Origin of the sequence: Acinetobacter sp. ANC 4173 (assembly GCF_004331255.1) — a bacterium.
GTDB lineage: Bacteria > Pseudomonadota > Gammaproteobacteria > Pseudomonadales > Moraxellaceae > Acinetobacter.
On the sequence record NZ_SJOF01000001.1, the window covers coordinates 365,502 to 383,505 of the forward strand.

Annotated in this window: 21 protein-coding genes; 5 read left to right on the forward strand and 16 right to left on the reverse strand. The window is 43.9% G+C overall.

Annotated features, from left to right (window positions below):
• Position 1 precedes the first annotated feature (1 nt).
• The 5 genes from E0H94_RS01655 to E0H94_RS01675 all read right to left on the reverse strand — a co-directional run bounded on the left by E0H94_RS01655 (position 2) and on the right by E0H94_RS01675 (position 4,952).
• A complete protein-coding gene (locus E0H94_RS01655) occupies positions 2-1,201 on the reverse strand; it encodes a class I SAM-dependent methyltransferase (protein ID WP_413773000.1) in 1,200 nt (399 codons plus the stop codon).
• A gap of 2 nt (positions 1,202-1,203) precedes the next feature.
• Entirely contained in the window at positions 1,204-1,992 is a 789-nt protein-coding gene (locus E0H94_RS01660) for a DUF1365 domain-containing protein (RefSeq protein ID WP_131324831.1), read from the reverse strand.
• A gap of 9 nt (positions 1,993-2,001) precedes the next feature.
• Positions 2,002-3,285 (reverse strand): NAD(P)/FAD-dependent oxidoreductase, encoded by a 1,284-nt coding sequence (locus E0H94_RS01665; RefSeq protein WP_131324832.1) that lies wholly within the window; start codon positions 3,283-3,285, stop codon positions 2,002-2,004.
• Positions 3,282-4,268, reverse strand: a complete 987-nt coding sequence (locus E0H94_RS01670) for an acyl-CoA desaturase (RefSeq protein ID WP_131324833.1) — start codon at positions 4,266-4,268, stop codon at positions 3,282-3,284. Before E0H94_RS01670 ends, E0H94_RS01665 begins: the two co-directional genes overlap by 4 nt.
• Positions 4,269-4,403: 135 nt before the next feature.
• Positions 4,404-4,952, reverse strand: coding sequence for a lipocalin family protein (locus E0H94_RS01675; protein ID WP_131324834.1), 549 nt, complete (start codon positions 4,950-4,952; stop codon positions 4,404-4,406).
• 480 nt (positions 4,953-5,432) lie between these two features.
• Here E0H94_RS01675 and E0H94_RS01680 point away from each other — a divergent pair, with 480 nt between their 5' ends.
• From E0H94_RS01680 to E0H94_RS01690, 3 genes are all read left to right on the forward strand, one after another.
• Positions 5,433-5,648 carry a cold-shock protein gene (locus E0H94_RS01680; RefSeq protein WP_131324835.1) on the forward strand — a complete coding sequence of 72 codons (216 nt, stop codon included), beginning with the start codon at positions 5,433-5,435 and terminating at the stop codon, positions 5,646-5,648.
• 96 nt (positions 5,649-5,744) lie between these two features.
• Positions 5,745-5,972, forward strand: a complete 228-nt coding sequence (locus tag E0H94_RS01685) for a hypothetical protein (RefSeq protein ID WP_131324836.1) — start codon at positions 5,745-5,747, stop codon at positions 5,970-5,972.
• 69 nt (positions 5,973-6,041) lie between these two features.
• Entirely contained in the window at positions 6,042-6,239 is a 198-nt protein-coding gene (locus tag E0H94_RS01690; protein ID WP_131324837.1) for a hypothetical protein, read from the forward strand.
• Positions 6,240-6,501: 262 nt separating this feature from the next.
• Here E0H94_RS01690 and nudC read toward each other — a convergent pair whose 3' ends face one another.
• Positions 6,502-7,275: an NAD(+) diphosphatase gene (gene nudC, locus E0H94_RS01695; protein ID WP_165495566.1), complete on the reverse strand. Its 774-nt coding sequence runs from the start codon at positions 7,273-7,275 to the stop codon at positions 6,502-6,504.
• A gap of 372 nt (positions 7,276-7,647) precedes the next feature.
• On the opposite strand from nudC, the gene E0H94_RS01700 reads away from it, so the two are divergent.
• Together E0H94_RS01700 and E0H94_RS01705 are read left to right on the forward strand one after the other, a co-directional pair.
• Positions 7,648-9,171 carry a cryptochrome/photolyase family protein gene (locus E0H94_RS01700; protein ID WP_131324838.1) on the forward strand — a complete coding sequence of 508 codons (1,524 nt, stop codon included), beginning with the start codon at positions 7,648-7,650 and terminating at the stop codon, positions 9,169-9,171.
• A 3-nt stretch (positions 9,172-9,174) separates the two neighbouring features.
• Complete coding sequence (locus tag E0H94_RS01705) at positions 9,175-9,318, forward strand: DUF2256 domain-containing protein (protein WP_131324839.1); 144 nt, start codon at positions 9,175-9,177, stop codon at positions 9,316-9,318.
• A 5-nt stretch (positions 9,319-9,323) separates the two neighbouring features.
• On the opposite strand, the gene E0H94_RS01710 is transcribed toward E0H94_RS01705, so the two are convergent.
• The 10 genes from E0H94_RS01710 to E0H94_RS01755 all read right to left on the reverse strand — a co-directional run bounded on the left by E0H94_RS01710 (position 9,324) and on the right by E0H94_RS01755 (position 17,982).
• Positions 9,324-9,578, reverse strand: a complete 255-nt coding sequence (locus E0H94_RS01710; protein ID WP_131324840.1) for a TIGR03643 family protein — start codon at positions 9,576-9,578, stop codon at positions 9,324-9,326.
• 803 nt (positions 9,579-10,381) lie between these two features.
• On the reverse strand, positions 10,382-11,206 hold the full coding sequence (locus tag E0H94_RS01715; RefSeq protein ID WP_227548527.1) for a DUF4116 domain-containing protein: 825 nt from the start codon (positions 11,204-11,206) through the stop codon (positions 10,382-10,384).
• 53 nt (positions 11,207-11,259) lie between these two features.
• Positions 11,260-12,285 carry a 4-hydroxy-2-oxovalerate aldolase gene (gene dmpG, locus E0H94_RS01720; RefSeq protein WP_131324842.1) on the reverse strand — a complete coding sequence of 342 codons (1,026 nt, stop codon included), beginning with the start codon at positions 12,283-12,285 and terminating at the stop codon, positions 11,260-11,262.
• 3 nt (positions 12,286-12,288) lie between these two features.
• Positions 12,289-13,245: an acetaldehyde dehydrogenase (acetylating) gene (locus E0H94_RS01725; protein ID WP_131324843.1), complete on the reverse strand. Its 957-nt coding sequence runs from the start codon at positions 13,243-13,245 to the stop codon at positions 12,289-12,291.
• Between the two features lie 35 nt (positions 13,246-13,280).
• Positions 13,281-14,066 (reverse strand): 2-keto-4-pentenoate hydratase, encoded by a 786-nt coding sequence (locus E0H94_RS01730; RefSeq protein ID WP_131324844.1) that lies wholly within the window; start codon positions 14,064-14,066, stop codon positions 13,281-13,283.
• Between the two features lie 130 nt (positions 14,067-14,196).
• Positions 14,197-14,736 carry a VOC family protein gene (locus tag E0H94_RS01735; RefSeq protein ID WP_131324845.1) on the reverse strand — a complete coding sequence of 180 codons (540 nt, stop codon included), beginning with the start codon at positions 14,734-14,736 and terminating at the stop codon, positions 14,197-14,199.
• A gap of 10 nt (positions 14,737-14,746) precedes the next feature.
• Positions 14,747-14,965 (reverse strand): ferredoxin, encoded by a 219-nt coding sequence (locus tag E0H94_RS01740; protein WP_131324846.1) that lies wholly within the window; start codon positions 14,963-14,965, stop codon positions 14,747-14,749.
• 42 nt (positions 14,966-15,007) lie between these two features.
• Positions 15,008-15,505 carry an aromatic-ring-hydroxylating dioxygenase subunit beta gene (locus E0H94_RS01745; RefSeq protein WP_131324847.1) on the reverse strand — a complete coding sequence of 166 codons (498 nt, stop codon included), beginning with the start codon at positions 15,503-15,505 and terminating at the stop codon, positions 15,008-15,010.
• Entirely contained in the window at positions 15,505-16,911 is a 1,407-nt protein-coding gene (locus tag E0H94_RS01750) for an aromatic ring-hydroxylating oxygenase subunit alpha (protein ID WP_131324848.1), read from the reverse strand. Before E0H94_RS01750 ends, E0H94_RS01745 begins: the two co-directional genes overlap by 1 nt.
• Positions 16,912-17,037: 126 nt before the next feature.
• The gene (locus E0H94_RS01755; protein ID WP_131324849.1) at positions 17,038-17,982 is read right to left on the reverse strand and encodes a VOC family protein; all 945 of its coding nucleotides are present in this window, start codon (positions 17,980-17,982) and stop codon (positions 17,038-17,040) included.
• Positions 17,983-18,004: the final 22 nt, after the last annotated feature.

Consider the following 18,004-nt stretch of genomic DNA (forward strand, 5'->3'; position numbering starts at 1 on the left):
CTTAGTAAGCACTGGCTTCAAACAGCAAATGCACATCACTGATCACGCCTTCCCTAAAACCACCTTCGCAATAACACAGATAAAAATCCCACATGCGGATAAAGCGCTCATCAAAACCAAGTTGTAGTACCTGATCACGCTGCTCCAGAAAATGCTGGCGCCAGCACTTCAGGGTTTGTGCATAGCTTTGACCAATATCTTCCAGATGCTTGAGACGAAGTTTTTGCTCAGAAGCCGTTTGCGTCATTACACTGATACAAGGAATAAAACTACCGGGGAAAATATAGCGCTTAATATAATCCACCGTATTTAAAGCTTTGGCATAGCGTGCATCTTCAATCGTAATCGCCTGTATCAAGGCTAGACCATTCGGCTTGAGTAGCTCGCGGCATTTTCGGAAATACGTTGGTAAATACTGCTCACCCACTGCTTCAATCATTTCAATGGACACCAATTTGTCGTATTTACCTTCGAGTAAACGGTAGTCCTGAAGCTGTACAGACACCCGATGAGACAGTCCTGCTTCAGCAACTCGGGCGAGTGCTTCATCATACTGAGCTTTGGAAATGGTAATGGTGGTGACCTTACAGCCATAATGCTGAGCCGCATAAATGGCAAAGCCTCCCCAGCCGCTGCCTATTTCGACCAAATGGTCCATCGGTTGCAATTGAAGTTTCTGGCAGATCAGTTCTTTTTTATAATCTGAAGCTTGTTCCAAGCTCATACAGGGTTCTTTAAACACCGCACTGGAATACATCATGCTGGAATCTAAGAACAATTTAAAAAAATCATTGCTCAAGTCATAATGCTCAGCAATATTCTGACGACTCCCATCAATCGAATTCTTGCGGGATTTATACCAAGCCTTAAGTAGGAACTGACTCGCTTTGGCCACGACATTTTGATTCATCCGATCGAGCACATCACGATTACGCGCTAGAATACGAATTACATTGACCAGATCCTCACTGCTCCAGTAACCACGAATAAAGCCTTCTGCTGCTCCCAGTACACCATTACGGAACAGCAAATCTATCAGGCGTTCGTCGTGAACTTGAATTACCGCGTGCAAGTCACTGTAGTTTTCCCCGACCAGACCGTTCCAGATACCTTTAAATATCAACTGACCATGACGCAATTTCAGCATATGGCGCAGCACTATCGGCAGTTCGGTATGTTCTCCCATGAACAGTGTTTTCATCGTCATGTCTTTCCTTTTTCTTTTTTAGGATGCCGATAAAACGGAATTTTCTTTTTCCATAAGCGCAACGCCTGTAGATAAATTCCGCTCACCATCCTAAAGGGCTCAAGAACTTTTAATACAGCATATCGATGTTGCTGTGAAGGAAGTGTGATGGCTTGCAGCTTAAATTTCATGGTGGCATCAAATTGCAATATTTCTTGTTCAAACAGTTGCATATGAATCACATTTTGCTGTTCTGAAAAGCTAAAACGCCAACGGTAATCCAGTGACATCGGCATGAATGGCGACACATGAAAGGCCTTTTTAAAGTCAAACTGGTGGCTCTGGTAAGGCGCATGTTCAGTGGCAGTGTGCCGACAATCGTGAATGTACACCTGACGTTCATTCCACGGCGTATTGGTGATTTCACTCAGCACAAAAATCAGATGATCGCTCGCATCAAAGATCAGGTAAAACACCACAGAATTAAAACGAAAACCCAGTGTGCGCGGCAAAGCCAGTACACGGATGGATGCGGCATGCGGTAACGGATAGTTTTCATGCTTGATCAGCAAATGGGTAACCTTCTGCCGAATCGAGCCACATTCCATGTTCAGAAAATCACGCTCATCCAAGGTCAGGAAATTCCAGCGGCTAGAGGACCAAAACCAAGAATTTTGGGTAAAAGTTGCCAGTTGATCCGGATCAAACCATAAATAGCTCAGCTCCGTCTCAAAAGCATGCGATTGCGGCACATAGCGACGATGGCGAATTTCGGCAGAGGCAATCGCCAGTGGATACATTTGCATTATGTGCTCCTAAGCCGCCTGCTCAGTCTGTTGCAGCAACTGATTTACAACCCATGAAGCACTACGCGCCCCATCTTCATGAAAGCCCCAGCCCCAGTAGGCACCACAATATGACGTCCGGTTCTGACCATTGACTTCAGCCCAACGTTGTTGCGCCTCAATCGCGGCAGCATCAAATACTGGATGACGGTAATATCGTTCTACCCATATTTTTTTCGGATCGAGGTTAAAGTTAGGATTGAGTGTGGCAAAGATTTGGGTTTTACAGTTCAGATTTTGCAACTGGTTCATCCAGTAACTGAAACCATAGTGCATACCGCTGTGCTGGAATGGCGTTAATTCGGATGCTCGACTGGGGGTCACATGCACATGCCAGCTGGCCCACTGGCGTCTGGATTTGGGCATGATATGAGTATCGGAATGCACCACCATACGGTTATCTTGATAACGAAACTTGCCAAGTACTTCAAGCTCTTGTGCGGACGGGTCTTTGAGTAAATTCAAGCTGTCATCAGCATGGCTGGCAAAGATTACCCAGTCAAAACGTTCACTGCCCTGTGCCGTTTCAATCACTACATCATTGGCACTACGGGATACATGGAGAACACCCGTTTTGCGGAAAGTCATATTCGATTGGGCCTGAATGGCACGTACGTAACGAGCTGATCCCCCCTTGACTGTAAGCCACGACGGTCGTTCTTTCAGCTGCAACATACGATGGTGCTGAAAAAAGCTCACCACAAATTTATACGGAATCTGTCCAGCTTGCTCGACTGGACAGGACCACAGTGCCCCGCACATCGGATAGAGATGTTCCTGACGGAAAGCTTCCGAGTAGCCATGCTGATTCAGATACTCATCAATACTGAGCTGTGCATCAACCTGTTCGACATCCAAATCTTTATTCGCAGCATAAAAACGGAATAGATCCGATAACATCGCGCGAAAATCAGCGTTAAAAAAGTTTTGCGGTCGGAACAACAGCGAGAATTTTTTTGAAGGATTGTACTGCAAGCCAGTGACCTGATTATTCACCGAAAAGCCCATGTCACTGCTTTGCGCTTGAATCCCGAGTTCTTTCAGCATTCCGCAGAACAGTGGATAGTTATGTTGATTAAATACAATAAAGCCACTGTCCACCGCGACCTGTTCGCCCTCTATATTCAACTGATGGGTATCGGTATGACCGCCAAAGTAATTATTCTTTTCAAAGACGGTCACTTCATGCACTTTACTTAATTTCCAAGCCGCATACAGACCGGAAATACCTGAACCAATAATTGCGATTTTCATGGTGATTCCTTCGATTGAATCGTGTGAGCGCCCGTCGTGGTGAGTTTTTTCTGTTTTCTCAGTTGAGCAATTTTACTGACGTCATAGACTCGTGCTGGAATGGGCTTGAGGCCCCAGACGATCCCAAGCCAAGACATGATTTTTAGGAGGTAATAGGTCACATCAATCTGCCACCAGTAAAAGCCCTGTCGGGTACTGCCTGCATAATAATGGTGATTGTTGTGCCAGCCTTCACCCAAGGTAATGATGGACAAGAATAAATTGTTACGGCTTTGATCATCAGTGTCAAAATCACGGCTGCCGTAATGATGCGCCAGTGAATTGATACACAAGGTCGCATGGATCAGTAGCACGGTAGAGACCACAAATCCCCAGACCAGTAATTGCAAGCCGGAAGTTCCCAGTTGTGGCCAAGCTATTGCCAGCCATTCTCCTAGCACGTAAATCCCACCCGCGGTCAGCAGCACCACAATTAGACTAAACCGGTCGAGCCAGATTAATTCTGGATATTTCAGCCAGTCCTTGATGACTTCTCTACGTGTGGCAAAGTTATATTCATTCAGAAACCAACCCACATGGCTATACCAAAAACCGTGGGTAGATGAATGTGGGTCTTGTGAAGAATCTGTATAGCGGTGGTGATAACGATGATGGGCTGCCCACCACAAGGGGCCACGCTGTGCACTCATAGTACCCAGTAATACAAATAGGAACTGCACTGGGCGCGAGGTCTGAAAAGTTTTATGCGACAGATAGCGATGAAAAAAAGCGGTGATGGAAAACATCCGAATCAGGTAGAACATCAGCATAAAGCCAAGCGCAAACCATGATACACCTACCCAGAACACGGCCAGACAAGCCAGATGCAATAGAATAAACGGCAAAATCCTCAACCACTGAATCTTGCTATTTTCAGCATTCAATATTTCAGGCTGTGCAGTTGTAGACCAGCTATCTATCCATCGTATCAGACTTTTCAACATGGACTTATCCTAATTTTAAGCGACTGTCTTTATTCTATTTGATGAGTCTAATCAGTTAGATCTGAATTTTATGTGAAGTAAAGAAAAAAAGCCGAACTGTAGAGAGATTTATCAGTTCGGCAAAGGGCTATCTGGTTAATGCGGCAATTTGATTAGTTTTGTAACGTCGTAACCATAGTGTTTCGCTGTATCTAAATAGGACTGATAAGTCGCTTCATCCAATTGTGGTTCACGCGATAAAATCCACAGATATTTGTTACTCGGTCCTCCAACCAGTGCCACTTTATATTCTGGGTCTACTCGTAATACCCAGTAATCACCTTTGGTCAACGGTATCCATCTTAAACCTGTAGGCAAAAAGCTGACCTTGAGTTTGCTGTTGCCCTGATTTTGCGAATAGGCCACCCCTTCAGAGCTAATCATCTCGCCATTGGCAATTCGGCAGCTATTCAATACCCCGATCGTTTGATCGGCATTGACGCTATATTGTGCCGTGATATTCGATACGCATTTACGCTGAAAATACATCGGTAAATGGGCAATTTCATACCATTTACCTTCATACTGCTGAATATCCACCTGATTTACCGGCTGAGGCCTCACCGTTTCTGCTCGGGTGGTCATACTTAAGCTAATGGCGACCAGCGCTGTAGCGGCAAAAAGTGACTTGAATAGCATTTTCATTTTTAAGCCTTGTTTGATTGCAAGATTAAGATAACCCAAGTCGATGTGAACAAAGTGTGAAGATTAAATACAGGATGAATGTAGACGAAACTTTAATCTTACAGCCTGAGAAAATGGGTAAAATCATGTTTTCTTGAATCCCCTTTTAAAGCGGTAAATTGGTTTTTTCTGTTTCAATGTATCAGTGCTGTCGATGGCCTTGTTAAAAAAAAGTCAACCAGATCAACAGATTCCTTCCCGATTTAGATGCCTCTTATAAGATAATTAAATATACATATAAAAAAACTTGATTAAATTTATTTTTAAGGTATAGTGAGCGTAACTAGAAAAAATCTTGTTTCATTCAATCTCTGTTAAGTATCGTCGTTTTATTCATAATCCTTCGTTTTTTTAGATTTTAAGTCTCATTCATTATTATTTTCCAAGTTATAAGCAGTCAATAAAATGGCTAAAATTATTAAAAAATCAGTAGGATTTATTATGTCAAACTCAAATGTTGTTAAAGGTACGGTTAAGTGGTTCAATGAAACTAAAGGTTTTGGTTTTATTCAACAAGAATCTGGCCCAGACGTTTTTGCTCACTTCAGTGAAATTGCCAGTTCAGGTTTTAAAACCTTATTTGAAGGTCAACAAGTTGAATTCAGCATCGCTCAAGGTCAAAAAGGCCCAAATGCAATTAATATTACTGCGATCTAAGTAATTAGATGAATTAAAAAAGTACGACGCTGTACTTTTTTAATTCAAAAGTTGTTAATCATATTCTTCGAAAAAATCATAAAAACAGGATACACATTGTTAAAAATTAATGAATTAGTGGCAAAATCTACAAATGGTACTGAAATTATTGTCTCGTTAATCCCCTTAAATAAAATGCAAAATACACGTGAAGGGTTTAAAGCGATTGAAGTTGGTAAAAAAGTGCGTCTAGAATCTGGCGTTGAAGTCGATTTAAATTTAGATGGTCGTACATTTTATATCTCCATGAATCAATTATTTAAGTTAAATCATAAAGTGATTTAAATAAAAACTTCTGAATGATGAAGCCATGTAATCGTTTCTCTTTCGTGCTGTGATTCAAGGTATATCTAAATGCTTAAAAAAAATCTAAATATAAAAGATCAATTCGGTATCAAATATTCTATTCAGGCTACGGTTGATCACCATTTTGACGCTAGCCAGTCTTGCTCCCATGTCAAATATATAACCGTGGATGGTGAAGATATTCGACCTAGCTTTGATATGTTTTTCCAAAGTACTTCAAGTGGAAAAATTTTCAAGATTATCTAAAATATTCCCAATCTATTCAGAACGACATCTGTTTATAGCGGTCTGTAAAATACAGCGCATTCGCATGATCGAGCCGATGACACCGCACTAAAAACCATGCAGTACCATCATTGCCAAGCTCTTTATTTCAGTATATAGGGTGAAAACGGGCAAAGTCCGTGGCAAGTGCTGAGAGCGTTCCTTTTCTAGATGACCTCGATTTCCGTTCTTATTTCAGCCAGAAATTATCATCTAAACATTCAAACCCTGCTCTTTTAAAATTTCAAAGCCACGCTTGGGTATCATCTGCCACAGGTGTTCCATGCATCACATGCTGAATCATGGCATAGGCGATACTGCCCTTGAACGGAATTTCGGGCAATTGATCAAACTTGAAAAATTGTGCATCACTGAGTTCATTTTCCTGAATCTGAATATCCCCTGCGTGATATTCCGCCTTGAAGGCCATCATCAGATTGCTGGGAAACGGCCACGGCTGACTGGCCAGATATTGAATATTTTTAATCTGAAGCCCGACCTCTTCTAGCGTCTCACGGCGTACAGCGTCTTCCAAGGTTTCCCCGACTTCGACAAATCCAGCAATCAAACTGTACATCTGGGTTTGGTTACGGGCATTTTTCGCCAGCAGAATTTCATCTGTACCTCGGGTAATGATGGTAATCACACAAGGATTCACCCGCGGATATTGGTTATAACCACAAGATGGACAGACCATAGCATACTGACTGACGTGCTGCTGGGTGGCATGACCACATTTACTGCAAAAGCGATGATTACGGCGCCATTCCAGTAACTGTACCGCACGGCTGGCTTGTTCAAACTGCGGCCTGCTCCAAACTTGTACCAGTTGTCTGATCGGAACCAACTGATAACCTTCTGGCACAGGCTCATCCTCTTTCAAATCCCGTGCAATGATCTCACCATTTTCCGATAGGTTCAGATCATGTTGAAGTCTTGCTACCTGCGGCAACTGGAAATGATCATCTACAAGTAATTGTTGCTGTTTAAAAATATACGCTGTTGAATGCATGCTCATGACAATCCTCTAATTAAAAAAAATCCCATACAGAGGTGTGTATGGGACAAAACCAAGGAAGCATACAAGGAGTAACTTCAATTCAAATACTAGGCGTAAGCTGCCTGAATCGCAACAACAATAATTTATATCTATTTGATTAAAATCACATAATTTTCACACCGACTATGCATTAAACAATGATTGAATTCGAGTATTGCAGAATGGCTTGAAATTTTTATAGATAAATACAGCTTTGCTCAAGTGATGATGATTTCTGTGCAATGGTTGATCCGCATCTGACACAGTCACTTTGGGGTGATCTGTATTTTCACAAAAAATTGAGCTGCCTATATTTACACTATTCTAGTGTTTATAAACTTTGAGATTGGTATGCGTTTCGGTTTAATTCTGGGAGACCAGCTTCATCATCAGCTCGCTACGCTCAAAGTACTGGATCGCTCTCAGGATGTAATCCTGATGGCCGAAGTGGTTGAGGAAGCCACTTATGTCGCCCATCATCCGCAGAAAATTGCCCTAATTTTTAGTGCGATGCGTCACTTTGCCAAGGCGCTAAAGGCTGATGGTTGGCGTGTACGTTATCATGCTTTTGAATCTGATAGTCCTATTCGTAGCCTGCTGGATTTTGTGCAGTCACAACAACAACTGTTCCCCGTAACAGAACTGGTAATTACTCACTGTGGAGAATACCGCCTACAGCAGCAGATTGAACAGCACTGGAGCCAGCAGCTACAACTGCCCGTACAGTGCCTGAATGACGACCGTTTTTTCTGTAGTCTGGAGCAGTTCCGCCACTTTGCCAGTCGCCACCAAACACTACGTATGGAATATTTTTACCGAGAAATGCGCAAGCAGACTGGTTACTTGATGCAGGGACAGCAGCCCATAGGGCAACAGTGGAACTATGACAGCGCCAATCGCAAGGCTTGGTCGGGCAGTCCGCCTTTACCCCCGCCACTGCATTTTCAACGGGATCAGATTGATTTAGATGTGCTTGAACTAGTTGAACGGGAGTTTTGTCAGCATTCTGGAAGTCTTGCCAATTTTCGTTGGGCCACCACACGCAGTAATGCGCTGCGTGTGCTGGAACATTTTATTGCCCATAGTTTGCCTTATTTTGGTGATTATCAGGATGCCATGGCGCAGGGTACAGACACGCTGTTTCACAGCCTGCTCTCACCTTATTTAAACTGTGGCCTGCTGTTGCCCAAAGAAGTCTGTGATGCGGCAGAAGCTGCTTACCATACCGGTCATGCACCACTGAATGCAGTTGAAGGTTTTATCCGGCAGATTCTGGGTTGGCGCGAATATGTACGAGGGATTTACTGGCTGTACATGCCGGAATATGCCAACCGCAATGCACTACAGCATTCGTCACCGCTGCCGCAATTTTACTGGACTGGCCGTACCCAGATGAACTGTATGGCGGAATGTTTTCGCAATACTTTCCAACATGCCTATGCACATCATATCCAACGTTTGATGATTACTGGCAACTTTGCCCTGTTAAGTGGAGTAGACCCGCAGCAGATCAGTGAATGGTATCTGGCGGTCTATGCCGATGCCTATGAATGGGTAGAACTACCGAACACGCTGGGCATGGTGATGCACGCAGATGGTGGCTTAATGGCCAGCAAACCTTATGCCGCTTCGGGCAATTACATTCATAAAATGTCAGATTACTGCAAGCACTGTAGCTACAATGTCAAAACCCGTATCGAACCGGACAGCTGTCCGTTTAACAGTCTATACTGGTCTTTTATGATCCGACATGACGCGATATTTCGTACGCATCCACGTATGGGCATGATCTATCGGCAACTGGATAAACTGAAAGATCGGCAGCAGATTATCACCCATGCGCAGCAGCTCCTCAGTCGGATTGATGAGTTATAAACCATGAAAAAGCAACATCTTCCTGAAAAAATCTGTATTCACTGCTTACGCCCTTTTAACTGGCGTAAGAAATGGCAACGCTGCTGGGAAGAGGTCAAATACTGTTCTGAACGATGCCGACGTGAGTCCAAACAGCGCCCAAAGTAAAGCGCTTAGAAACGCTTGTACTGCCTTGAACAATAAGCCCGAATTACATCAGGTGAACGCAACTGCACATGCTTTGTTTTTCGGCCTGTTACCCTTTTACGCCACATTTTAAAACTCGAAGGTTTCATATTTTCACGCATTAAGCGAATCACTGCAGTTTCATTCAAACCATACTCAAGTTGGATGGCTTCAAATGGGGTTCGATCTTCCCAAGCCATTTCGATAACTCTTGATAAATCCTGTTCAGCAAATTTATTCACGCCATCCTCATTTTTAATCAAATAATAGTAAAAGCTATTTTTTTAACACTTAAAGCATCAACAAACGCTATCGACTCCCTTGTACAACTTGGATCTCTTTTGATTCGGTGAAGAGCATAAAAATATGGGCATGAATTTTTTGTGATTTTTTTCATCTTTAAGCTAGTTTTTACTACAAATGAAACTGCGCCATAGCGATTGGTTACGTGCAACCATTGAATTTCTACATTCCACATCTGTAAGTTGTCTCAACATTGACCCACACAAAGCAAAAATAGGGTCAAATGGCTTTGGACAGAATCAGATAGCACAGCCAATAAAAAACCTTAAAACATTGAATTAAAAGACTTTTATATATTCAGATGAACATCTCTGAATTAAATTATGCTGGGGATGGTGTCTGAATAACTCAGGCCCTAAACTAATCAAAACAAAATATATCTCATGGTTTAATTATCCATATGTATCCATTTTTCACATGAACAACTGACCAATCTTGTACCAGTTACGATAGAATATTTTTAGAAATCGGATTTCAACAACATGTTAAATGAATGCCTTCGAAGACTTATCAAAACTTAGCCCCCTAAATACCCCATACGCCTATTGCAATCAACAAATTGATATATAAATTCGAACTTATTATGAAATACTAAACTTTGAATTAGTGGATACTCTGGGCCTAGCACTAATCACTGCAACACCTCACCCAGTAAACCATAGACTTAATTTGTTCTGTGCTGATTGGGCTACCACCGCTCCTCCTATTTCTAAAAATACAAACACTTTTTTAATTTTTGCAATTATCGAATATATTTTTTCATTCCTGCATTTGCTGAAAGTGCAAAATTAATAATTACATCTGACTGAAACTCTTTTTTTATATATTTCAGACTGACTGGATTGCAACTTAACGCATATTTCAAAATTTTCTCTGAATATTCTTTTAAAAACTGGATCACAAAAGCCCGCTGCGCTATTGCTTTCAGCCATACATCTTCATAGTACACCTCAATATGCTGAATCGCATAAGGCCGAAGTTTCACTGCATACTCACACAACTCTTTACTTGGATGATCCATAAACTGAATAGACATTGGATTATTTTCAATCGCCATCAGGCACATGGCTGGCGTTGGGTGACGAATGTCCCGAATAGTCATGCCATCTTTACGTAATGCCATGTAGCAAAGAGCTTCGGTCTGTTCCTTCACATATTTAATCGCTTGTGGATTCGATTGCACGGCTGCCTGACAAATCTGCTGTGTTTGTTGTCTGACATATTTCAGTGCAAATCCATTTTGCTTTACTGCAGCTAAACATATTTCTGCATTTTGAAATAAGATATACTGCAGTGCCAATCCTTCATTTTGTACAGCGGCCAAAATCATTTCATGGCTAGGTTCAAGGATATATTGCAATAAGTCACCGTTTTTCCGAACCGCCATTAAACATAAATCTTCAGTTTGTTTTTTTACATATTTAATCGCACGTGGATTTTGTTTAATCGCCTCATAACACAAACGGTTATCCTGTTTTTCTAGGTATTGTAGATATAAACCATGCTCTTTCACTGCATTTAAATCCGCTTCATAACTCGGGTAATACAATTTTTTATATTGAATCATCTCAAAATTACTCATTTGAGAAAAGGTGTAGCAACTTGCTACACCTTTTAGGTTTATGCCTGTTGCTGTTTCAGCATATTCAGCGCGACATCGACAATCATGTCTTCCTGACCACCCACCATGCGACGTTTACCCAGCTCAACTAAAATATCGAAAGCAGACAGACCGTATTTTTCCGCAGCCGTTTCGGTATGACGTAAAAAGCTGGAATATACCCCTGCATAACCGAGTGCCAGCGTTTCACGATCGACTCGCACTGGACGTTCCTGTAATGGACGGACAATATCTTCCGCCGCATCAATCAGCTTTTTCACGTCACAGCCGTGATTTAAGCCCATGCGCTGTACTGCTGCAATAAACACTTCTAATGGCGCATTGCCTGCCCCTGCACCCATACCCGTCAGGCTGGCATCAACACGGTTACAGCCATGTTCCAACGCCACAATGCTATTGGCAACACCTAGACTGAGGTTATGATGTGCATGCATACCGGTTTCAGTTTCAGGCTTCAGCACCTCTTTCATGGCTTTAAATCGGTCGGCAATGTCATACATATTCATCGCACCGCCAGAATCCACCACATAGATACACTGTGCCCCATAACTCTCCATCAGTTTGCCTTGCTGGGCCAAGCCCTCAGGGGTATTCATGTGGCTCATCATGAGGAAACCAACCGTATCCATGCCCAGTTCACGCGCATATTCAATATGCTGGCGGGAGACATCGGCTTCGGTACAATGCGTTGCTACACGCACCACGCGCGCGCCAGCATTGTAGGCTGCTTTTAAGTCATGCACCGTGCCAATGCCCGGGAGTAATAGCGTAGCCACTTTGGCCTGTTTCACTTCACTGGCGACGGCTTCAATCCACTCCAGATCGGTATGCGCGCCAAAACCATAGTTAAAGCTGGAACCCTGCAGACCATCACCATGCGCCACTTCAATGCTGTCAACCCCTGCTTCATCCAAAGCACGGGCAATTTGACGAACATGGTTGAGTGAATACTGATGACGAATGGCATGCATGCCGTCACGCAGCGTGACATCCGAAACATAGATTTTACGTTGTGGATCAATCATCTTTTATGCTCCTTCTGCCGCGGTTTGTGTTTGATTTAAATGGGTTTCCGCAAAGCGTTCTGCGGCTGCGAGGGCTGCACTGGTCATAATGTCGAGGTTGCCTGCATAGGCCGGCAAGTAATGTGCAGCCCCTTCCACTTCCAGAAAGATGGAGACTTTTAAGCCCGGCAGTTTGCCTAATCCTGAAATATTTAAAGGACGGGCGACATTAAATTCTTCAAACTGAACTTCCTGCTTTAAGCGGTAGCCCGGTACGTAAGCATGTACCGCTTCTGCCATGTCTTTGACTGATTGACGAATCGCCTCCTGATCGGCACCGAGTTCAGCAAAGCAATACACCGTGTCACGCATGATTAAAGGCGGTTCAGCCGGATTCATAATGATGATGGCTTTACCTTTTTGCGCACCACCGACTTCTTCAATCGCTTTAGACGTGGTTTCAGTAAATTCATCAATATTGGCACGCGTTCCCGGCCCAGCAGACTTGCTGGCAATCGAGGCAATAATTTCTGCATAGTGAACTTTGGCTACACGAGAGACAGCATGCACCATGGGAATGGTCGCCTGACCACCGCAGGTTACCATGTTGATATTCGAAGCATCGAGATGCTGATTCAGATTCACCACGGGTACCACATAAGGGCCTATGGCTGCGGGTGTCAGGTCAATCACTTGAATGCCATACTGTTGCAGCACGGCATTATGATGCGCATGTGCCCCTGCTGAAGTCGCGTCAAAGACAATTTTAATGTCTTTAAAACTTGGCAGTTTTAATAGACCTTCGACACTTTCTGCGGTGGTTTCAAAACCAAAACGTGCGGCGCGTGCCAAACCATCCGAGTTTGGGTCTACCCCAACCATTGCACCCATTTCTACGTAGTGTGCATTGCGCATGATTTTAATCATCAGGTCAGTGCCGATATTGCCTGAACCAATGATGGCGCATTTAATTTTTGCCATGCTCTCTATCCTTATGTTCTTATTTGTCCGAGCCATTAAGCGCTGAAAGCCGCGGTAACTGAACCCAAACCGTCGATGTTTACCTGATAGGATTCACCTGCCTGCACCGCCACCATGGGACCGAGTGCACCGGTCAGTACAATGTCACCCGCTTGCAGTGGACGACCGCGTTTGACCATTTCATTTGCCAGCCAAATCGCAGCATTCAGTGGATTGTCCAGACAGGCTTTGCCAATCCCTTCTGACACCAGCTCACCTGCGCGGGTCATTTGCATACGGCAGTTCACCCAATCCACATCAGCCAGTTGCACTTGCTTCTGTCCAAGGACAAAAGCCGCGGAAGAGGCATTATCGGCCACGGTATCCAGCAGGGAAATTTTCCAGTGTTCAATCCGGCTATCCACGACTTCAATGGCTGCCACGGCATAATCCGTCGCGGCGATAATGTCTTCCAGACTGTGCTGGTCTTGGGTTAAATCTGCTTTTAAAACCAGTGCAATTTCTGCTTCCACTTTGGGCTGGATCAGTTTGGAAAATGCAATGCTCTGTCCATCGACATAAGCCATATCGTCAAACAGCATGCCGAAATCGGGTGAATCGACACCGAGCTGTTTCTGTACCGCAAACGAAGTCAAACCGATCTTTTTACCGACCAAACGGCGCCCATTGGACAGTGCGCGCTGGGTATTGATATCCTGTACCGCATAGGCATGGTCAGCAGTCGCTTCATTCCCTAAACGCTCACGAATGGGTGCAATCGCTGTCCGATTTTGTTCTGCTTGATATAAGGCATCTGCAATTGCATGTGTATTTGCCGACATCGACTGCTCCTTTTGTTTGTTTTAGGCAAAGCTTCGCCCGAGCATGTCTGCCCTAATATTTTTTAAATGATCTTGATAAATCTCAGCCCTAATCGAAAGACGATGCAATCAGGGCTGATGCCGTAATGGTTTAGTCGGTAATACTGACGTTTTTACCGCTTTTCAGTTCTGCCATGCGGTCATTCAGTTCACCATCGACATAATACAGTTCGGTAAAGCAGCCAATCTGTTCACGAGTATCGAAATAGGCCCAACGACAGTTGCCAAATGGCCCTTCAAAGAAACCAGCCATAGCTTTAGGAATACCCAAATCTAGATAATGTTGTTCTGCCTGTGCATATTCAGCGGCATCTTTTTGACGGAAACCAATATGATGTGGCCCTTTGCCTTTATCATCCAGCCAGTCTTTATAGACACTGCTGCCGCTATCATGGCGTGCCAGTTCAATTAAAGTTTCACCGGCAAAGCCATAGGCACAGCTAAACTGGAAATCGCCCGGCTGACCGTAATATTCTTTCTCTTTTTGGGTTTGAGATAAGCCTTCCGCGACATTCCAAACTTCAACACCATTGGTCTTGCTGAAAAAATCCATCGCCTGCTGCAAGTCTTCAACCACAAAACAGATCTGGTCAAAACGTTTGCTCAGCATATTGTGTACTGCTTGAGTCATGGCTGATTCCTTATGCAGATTCTAAAATACGGAAACTGATCGCTTGCGCTGGGCATGAGCCTGCCAGCTCTTTCACTTCATCTTCACGGTCAATATCGACAAAATGCATTTTTAGATTGGCCACCTGACTGCCTTGCGGAATTTCAAAAATGTCTTCCGACATGAGGCACATGCCATAACCTTGGCATTGGTGAGTGTCTAACAAAATTTCAATTTTTTGATTGCTCATGAGATTCATCCTTTAATTTCAAATCCAGCGGACGGTTTCTGATTACAGAAACACGCCCAAGTTAGGCGTACGTAAAACAGCTTCGGTGAGAATGGCTTTACGTTTGAGTAAGCGAGCACCCTGCTCAGTAATTTTTAGTGTATCTACACGACGGTAAGGAATGATATCGCCCTGTTCATCGTGGCCGCGCTGACGGTACATAATGGTCGCGCTGTGTACATTCACCACATCTGCCTGTTCCGTTGGCTCAATCATGACACTGCCAATCACCCGCAATGTGCGGGATGGCGGCACTTCTGCCCATGCCTGACCCGATGCCATACGGTCAATACGCACTTTGATATGGGCTTTTTTATCCAGTATGCGGTAGGCTTCGCCCGGAAATTCATCTTTAAAATGGTATGCACTGATGCGCAACGGCACTTCATAGACAATTTCATCATCCAAAAGTGCATACCATTCATCAAAACGGCGTTCATCCAACAGCAATGCTTCCTGCGCCAAAAAATTGTGTACGGTGTTGTGAGTTGAATAATCCATTACGCCACTCCTTTTTGCTGTGCATTTTCATCGGCTAAACAGGTCACTTTGGCTTTTTTGCCTTCACGCATTTCTTTCAGCCAACGGCGCCAGAAACCAATTTGGCAATATTCCCCGTAAATCGATGGATGGAATTCACCCGGACCTGTCCAGTTTGGATCTTTACCGGTTTGCTTTTGGTTATAGTGTAAATTGACTTGCTCTTTACGCAGCCAAGGACTTTGCGCACCTTTGGCAATGCCTTCCCATACCGCAGTGTCATCTGCTTCAAAAATACCGCCCGAACCAAAGGCATACTGACCAGCGGCATATGCTTTTTCTGCATACTGTTCAGAGACAAAGCTGAACTCAAACTCATAATTCCACAGTTCCATCACCCCCGGTGCAACTGGTTGCCACATCCGGATATTGGTAAATGGAATCGGCATTTCACCCGGCGCTGGTGGATGCGGCAAACGCATATAACTGAAGTTCGGGAAAATCGTGCCAATGGTTGGCGGAATTTCCTTAATCATCTTAATTTGCGTTTCATCTAATTTAGACAAATCAAACTGTGCTTGCAGCTCTGGCGGATAGCCCCAATTTGGCAATGGCACACCAATCATGTTGGATAGGTTATGCCCAATAAAACTGTTGCCATCACCAAAGTCATAGCCAGAAGCATGCGTGCTGACTTGATTCACACTTGGAATAAAGCCCGAACTGGCTGCGGATAAATGTGCAGTACTTACGTGATAGGCATCGCCGCAGAAGTTTTCTGCACCGCTTTTCCAGTCGGCTTTGACTTGGAAACGTTCTGGTTCTTTGAGTAAACGCACGCCATCTGGGTGAATACCGAAAATCGCATCTAATGCCCAAACGGTATCGCCTAAATATTCACGCAGATCTGGCACATCTTCATTCAGTGATGCAAAGATGAAACCGTATAGGCTTTCCACTTTAGCAGCGCGAAGCAAGCCCCATTCTTTCGCATCCAGCTTGCCGCCATAGGCATCTTTCATGTGCGGTGCGCCCATCCAGTCGCCGTTGTTTTTATACACCCAACCATGGTACGGGCATTTAAAACTGGTCGCATTACCACGATCGTTATGACAGACCTCTGTCCCACGGTGACGGCAATGATTCAGCAAGACATTAATTTTATTTTCACTGTCACGCGTCACGATGACTTTATCCAACCCTAAACGACGTAGGACATAGTCACCTGAATTTGGAATTTCAGTTTCATGCGCAATGAAAATCCAGTTACGGGTATAAATACGTTCCATTTCTGCACGGAACACCGCTTCATCGTTAAAAATATCAATTGGGAGAAAGCCTTGATTGATACTTTTTTCTACGCGATCACATAAGTGATCTACATATTCTTCATCGGTTCCTGATGACACTTGAATATATTTAAACATTTTAAAATCTCCTCCATAAGAGCATCTGTATTTGGCGCTATAGGTGTGACCTAGCTGTAATACATGTCAGCCTCCTTCTGAGATGTATTTACGCCAACACACTTATGTGGCTATTTTTTAACTTCATTAACCTGCTTTTTTGGCTGGACCATTAAATGGTGCCCAGTTTTGCTTGCGGAATTCGAGTAAGTACGCTTGTGCATTGTCTTCATGCAATGGCAGTTCACGCGGCGTCCAGCTTTCATCCAACTGATCCATATCGGCATCGTATTCAAAACGGCAGCCCAAAGGACCGTCGAAATACCAGAACCAGTTTGAACCGAGTCCATGACGACCTGGTCCCCAGAAGCTTTCATGACCAGCTTTTTCAAAACGCTGGCCTGCAAGCATGAGTTCGCTTGGACCTGAAAGATGGAAAGAAATGTGTTCTACACCCTTAATATGTTCAGGTGCTTGAATTAAAAATAAAGTGTGATGATCTGTTGTACCGCCTGCACGTAGGAATGGTCCACCCCCTAAACGGTCACTGACACGGAAACCTAGACGCTTGACATAAAAGCTTTCCGCTTTGGCAGCGTCTGGAACAAAAACTGCGGTATGCGCAATAGTACGCGGCTGAATTTGAATGGAATGATCGACACCCAACTGGTTATAGCCACGCTGATGCGGTGCGCCCGGTGCATTGATTTTTTCTACAGGTAAATTCAATTCACGACGTTTCGTAATTTGAAAGCCAATGGTAATCCCTGAATCATCAACCGTTTCTAAAGCCCCATTTTCAAGGACTTTCACTTCACGGTCAGTGCTCAGTTCAGCCTGAATGGCAGCTAAAGTCGTTTGATCGGCAACGCCATAGACCATTTTGCGCAGCTGACTCATGGAGGGTAGTTTAGCTGGCAATGATGCATGCTCTGCTGCAGCGACTAAAATACCTGTACCATCCAAGGTTTCAAAATAACGACCATAGGCTTGATTTGGGACTTCAGTTAAACCAAAATCCTGCATAAATTTCACCGCAGCATTCAGGTCATTTGCACCATAGATCAAATGATCGATACCAATAATATTCATTCCTTTACTCCTGTATTCCAGT